Origin of the sequence: Halorubrum sp. SS7 (assembly GCF_005435055.1) — an archaeon.
GTDB lineage: Archaea > Halobacteriota > Halobacteria > Halobacteriales > Haloferacaceae > Halorubrum > Halorubrum salinarum.
Window position 1 is genome coordinate 1 of the sequence record NZ_SGXV01000041.1, and the last position, 4,383, is coordinate 4,383.

Sequence of the window (4,383 nt, forward strand, 5' to 3'; positions counted from 1 at the left end):
GGCGGCGCCGACGCGCCGTCGGTCGGCGGCGCCGCGGTCGCCGCCCCGACGGTCGCCGAGAGTCCCTCGCGCCTCGATGCGTGAGCGGCGTCGCGCCGTGAGCGCGCACTTCCCCGCCCGGCGCCGGGCGACGGGGCGACCCGGTTCCGGATGGGAAGGAATTTACCGACAGTCCGAATGACTTAGCCCGTGCAGCGACTGCCGACCCTCCTCGCAGTCCTCGCCCTCCTCGGAGCCGTCGGTCTCGCGCTCGGCGCCGGCGCCGCCGGCGCGGTCCCGTTCGAGGGCGGGTTCGCCCAGATGGACGTGGAACCGGACGACGTGTCGATGGAGGTCGCCGTTCAGCCGGACGGGGACGCGCGGTGGACCGTCGAGTACCGGATCCGACTCGGCACCGACGAGGAGGAGCGGGCGTTCGAACAGCTCCGCGCGGACGTGGAGAACGACACGGAGGCGTACACGACCCGGTTCCGCGACAGAATGGTCTCGACCGCGGAGACCGCCGAGTCGGCGACGGGCCGCAACATGACCGTGTCGAACGCGACCGTGACCGCCGAGCGGCGCGAGCTCCCGCAGGCGTACGGCGTGTTGACCTACCGGTTCGAGTGGACGAACTTCGCGGCCGTCGACGGCGATCGGCTCCGCGTCGGCGACGCCGTCGACGGGCTGTTCCTCGACGACGCCTCGTCGCTGATCGTCTCGTGGCCGGAGGGGTACCGCCTCGGCGAGACGACGCCCGAGCCGAGCGAGGTGCGGGAGCGGTCCGTGGTCTGGAACGGGCCGGTCGACTTCTCCGCCGGCCAGCCGCGGATCTCGGTCGCGCCCGCGGGGCCGCTCTCGGGGGTGCCGACCGCCGGCATCGCCGCGCTCCTCGGGGCGCTCGTCGTCGCCGGCGCCGCCGTCGCCTACCGCCGCCGGGACGCCGGGGCCGCGGCGCCCGCCGGGGGCGGAGACGCCGAGACCGAGGCGACCGGCGACGCGCCGGCGGACGACTCGGGAGCGGCGACGGCGGCCGCCGCCAGCGACCCGGCGGCGGAACCGACGGCCGGCGACGACGACGGCGACGCGTCGGAGCCGGACTCGGACGAGCCCCGGCCCGTCGACGACGACCTGTTGAGCAACGAGGAACAGGTGCTCCGACTGATCGAGTCGGAGGGCGGACGGATGAAACAGAAGCAGGTGGCCGAGCGGTTGGACTGGACCGCCGCGAAGACGAGCCAGGTCGTGACGGGGCTGCGCGACGAGGGCGACCTCGACGGCTTCCGGCTGGGCCGCGAGAACGTCCTCTCGCTGCCGGACTACGATCCGGAGGGAGACGCGAGCGGAGCCGACGAGGACGGCGGCGACGAGGAGAGCGATAGGGAAGACGCGAGCGGCGAGGACGACGCTACCGACGACTGACCGCGCCGCCGACGCTCCGGGGACGGCTCGGTTCGGCCGCGCTCACAGGTCTCGCGAGCGGCCGATGTGAAGCAGTTCACCCCCGCACTCGCACTCGCCGGGGGAGCCGGTCCGGCGGCCGCATTTGAAACACTCGTACACTTCTTCGCTGTCGCAGTCGTATTCTGGTCGCATGTACGCTCATAGGACTCCGTGATAGATAACCACACACCTAATATTATTTCTAGAATATAAATGGTTCTCCGAGAGGGGGTGACCGAACGATCGGAACAGCTCGATCGGACCCGAGAACCGCGCTCGCGCCAGCGATCCGGTCCCGTCGCTCACCGGCTCGGCGTCGCACCGTCAGAAGAGCCGGAGGAGGGATTTGAACCCTCGACCTATTCCTTACGAAGGAATCGCTCTGCCAGCTGAGCTACTCCGGCGCGCATTCGACAATTCCCGGACGGAAAAATAAGGGTTCCGAAACGGGGACGGGACGGCGATCCGACGCGCCGACTCCGGTGACGGAATCGGGAATTGTTCTGGTAGTAATCTGACAATCGTCTCGTGTTAGCTCGTATTCTGTCTTGATACCCACAAGAAAACGGCATAGTTCACAAGTGTATAAGGAAAAATACTAAATACGTGTTCGGGTCTGAATTCAGACGTGATGACACCGCCCGCGTGCCGAGACGGCGGGGATCGAATCCCTCGGCGGTGCGTGCCCGGTCGAAGCCCGTACCGGGCGGCGATAGTCACGTCGGTCGCCGGCCCCACGGCGACTCGACGCGGCCGTCATCCCCAGCAGCGTCCCGTCGCGGCTTCCGTGTGAAACGCGTCTCCGACGCGCCAAGCGCAAAATCGCCTCTGGTCCCCGACCGCCGCCGCGACCGCTTGTCATGTGACGGGCCCCGGCCGCGTCGCCCCGACCCCTCTCGGGGCGACGCGGCGTTCTCGCTGTCTCGACTCCCTCGCGAGCGACCGGACCGGCCGGGGCGCTCGGGCGGGGGCGACTCTCCTCACGCGAACAGCCGCCGCGCGCGACGGACTCCCGCGGAGAGCCCGGCGTACCCGGCGCCGACGACGCCCGCGAGCCGCAGTTCCGCGGGCGCGACGCCGAGGCGGTGCGAGAGCGGCCCCGGCCGCGCGTCGGCGCCCGCAACCGCGACCGTGCGACCGCGGACCCTGACCTCGGCGGTGAGGCCGCCCCGGACCAGCTCCGCGGCCGCGAGGGTAGAGACGGACTCCGCCGGCAGCCGCCGGGCGATGCGGAGGGCGTCGCCGACGCTGTCGACCTCGACGAACAGTCGGCGTCCGGTCGCGCGGACCGCGGCGTCGACCCCGTCGACCGAGAGCGTCAGGTCCTCGGTCTCGACCGAGAGGCGCCGCCCGGACTCACTCCCGCTCACTCGTGGTGACCCGGACGCCGCCGTCGACGCGCCACTCGGCGTGCTCGGCGTCGTCGCCGGTCCCGCTCGGCACCTCGACGGTCAGGTCCTCGAACTGGTAGTGTATCTCCGCGTTCCGACCCGTGAGTCGGTCGTACAGTCCGATCGCCAGGTCGGGCCACGTGGTCGTCTCGTCGATGCGCTCCGCGGGGTCTTCGGCGTCGCTCATACGTAATATACGATAGTGAGTGACACGCATAAGTGAGCGGCCTGACGTGTCTGTGCCCGTCCCGCGGCGGAGCCCGCCCCGGGGCTCAGTCGGCGACGCGGGTCAGTCGAACGTCGAGACACACGTTGTACTCGTGTGGCGCGTACGACCGGACGACTCGCTCGGTCTCGACGTCGACCGCGTAGGCGTCGCCCGCGGCCGCCTCCATCGCGCGACGCCCCGGGCCGAACGGGTCGTCCTCGTGCTGGATGTCGTAGTAGTGGACCGCGCAGTCGTCGCCCGCGAGCGCGACCGCAGTGTCGAGGAACTCGTCCGCGGAGTGCGGGAGGTTCATCACGAGCCGGTCGGCGGTGTCGGCGTACGAGCCGGCGAGGTCGCGGACGTCGCCCGCGACGGCCGTCACCCGATCCGCGACGCCGTTGCGCTCGGCGTTCTCCCGGAGGTACTCGACGGCGCGCTCGTTGAGGTCGCACGCGACCACGTCGGCGCCGCGGGCGGCCATGGGGACGGCGTACGGTCCCACGCCGGCGAACATGTCTATCGCCGACTCGCCGGGCTCCACCTGCTCGACCACGCGGTGCCGCTCGGTCGCGAGCCGCGGCGAGAAGTACACTTCCGCGACGTCGAGCGCGAACTCGTGGCCGTACTCGCGGTGGACCGTCTCGGTGCCGTTCCCGGCCAGCACGTCCCACTGACGGACCCGCAGTTCGCCCTCGATCGGCGACGCGCGGTTGAGGACCGTGTCGCAGGGGAGGTCGGCGGCCATGACCGCCTCTGCGATCTCGCGGGCGCGCTCGTCGTCGTCCTCGTCGACGATGACGATGTCGCCGAGCCGCTCGATCGAGGGCTCGTAGCCGAGGATCTCCGCGGGCGTCGTGGGTCGGTCCCGGGCCGCCGCGTCGCGCTCCACGACGTTGGCGGCGAGGTCGGCGGGAACCCGATCGCGGTCCGCGACGGGGATGTAGATCGTGTCGCCCTCGACGGCGATCTGGTGGTCGCCGTCGAGGGCGTCGGCGTCGGCGAGCCGGCTCCGGACGGTCTCGCCGCGCTCGCGGTCGACGGCGACGCAGGGGACGCTCATCGTCGGCGAGACGCGGGCGAGCGAATAAACGGTGACGCTTCGCGGGCGGCTCACTCCCCGTCCGCGGTCGCGGCCGCGACCGCGTCGAGCAGGTCCGCGCCGTCGGCGTCGGCGGCGACCGGGACGACCCGGCCCGCGGCCGCGGCCACCTCGGCGTTCGGGCCGCGTACCGCGTCGGGACCGCCCGACCCCTCCGCCCCGACGGTGAGCGTCGCGTCCGCGTCGGCCGCGAGGTCCTTGGCCGCCGCGACCGCCGCCGCGGACGGGGCCTCGAACGGCGGCGCCGTCACGGCGGTCGCGTC

At 71.8% G+C, this 4,383-nt stretch carries 5 protein-coding genes, 1 tRNA gene and 1 pseudogene; 1 reads left to right on the top strand and 6 read right to left on the bottom strand.

Annotated elements, in window-relative coordinates:
- Positions 1–189 precede the first annotated feature (189 nt).
- On the top strand, positions 190–1,401 hold the full coding sequence (locus EXE44_RS16070; RefSeq protein ID WP_137717927.1) for a hypothetical protein: 1,212 nt from the start codon (positions 190–192) through the stop codon (positions 1,399–1,401).
- Between the two features lie 42 nt (positions 1,402–1,443).
- On the opposite strand, the gene EXE44_RS16075 is transcribed toward EXE44_RS16070, so the two are convergent.
- From EXE44_RS16075 to EXE44_RS16100, 6 genes and pseudogenes are all read right to left on the bottom strand, one after another.
- On the bottom strand, positions 1,444–1,575 hold the full coding sequence (locus EXE44_RS16075; RefSeq protein ID WP_137717928.1) for a rubrerythrin-like domain-containing protein: 132 nt from the start codon (positions 1,573–1,575) through the stop codon (positions 1,444–1,446).
- A gap of 178 nt (positions 1,576–1,753) precedes the next feature.
- A tRNA-Thr gene (locus tag EXE44_RS16080) sits at positions 1,754–1,826 on the bottom strand.
- A 576-nt stretch (positions 1,827–2,402) separates the two neighbouring features.
- Positions 2,403–2,792, bottom strand: coding sequence for a peptide ABC transporter ATP-binding protein (locus EXE44_RS16085; RefSeq protein WP_137717929.1), 390 nt, complete (start codon positions 2,790–2,792; stop codon positions 2,403–2,405).
- Positions 2,779–3,000: a hypothetical protein gene (locus EXE44_RS16090; protein ID WP_121561944.1), complete on the bottom strand. Its 222-nt coding sequence runs from the start codon at positions 2,998–3,000 to the stop codon at positions 2,779–2,781. Before EXE44_RS16090 ends, EXE44_RS16085 begins: the two co-directional genes overlap by 14 nt.
- 85 nt (positions 3,001–3,085) lie before the next feature.
- Positions 3,086–4,081: a class I SAM-dependent methyltransferase family protein gene (locus EXE44_RS16095; RefSeq protein WP_137717930.1), complete on the bottom strand. Its 996-nt coding sequence runs from the start codon at positions 4,079–4,081 to the stop codon at positions 3,086–3,088.
- A 50-nt stretch (positions 4,082–4,131) separates the two neighbouring features.
- A pseudogene (locus EXE44_RS16100) lies at positions 4,132–4,383 on the bottom strand (corrinoid ABC transporter AT-binding protein); the annotation flags it as partial.

Excerpts from the sequence above, each read along its gene's own strand:
- EXE44_RS16075 (WP_137717928.1), bottom strand. The coding sequence starts at position 1,575 with ATGCGACCAGAATACGACTGCGACAGCGAAGAAGTGTACGAGTGTTTC.
- EXE44_RS16090 (WP_121561944.1), bottom strand. The coding sequence starts at position 3,000 with ATGAGCGACGCCGAAGACCCCGCGGAGCGCATCGACGAGACGACCACG.
- EXE44_RS16095 (WP_137717930.1), bottom strand. The coding sequence starts at position 4,081 with ATGAGCGTCCCCTGCGTCGCCGTCGACCGCGAGCGCGGCGAGACCGTC.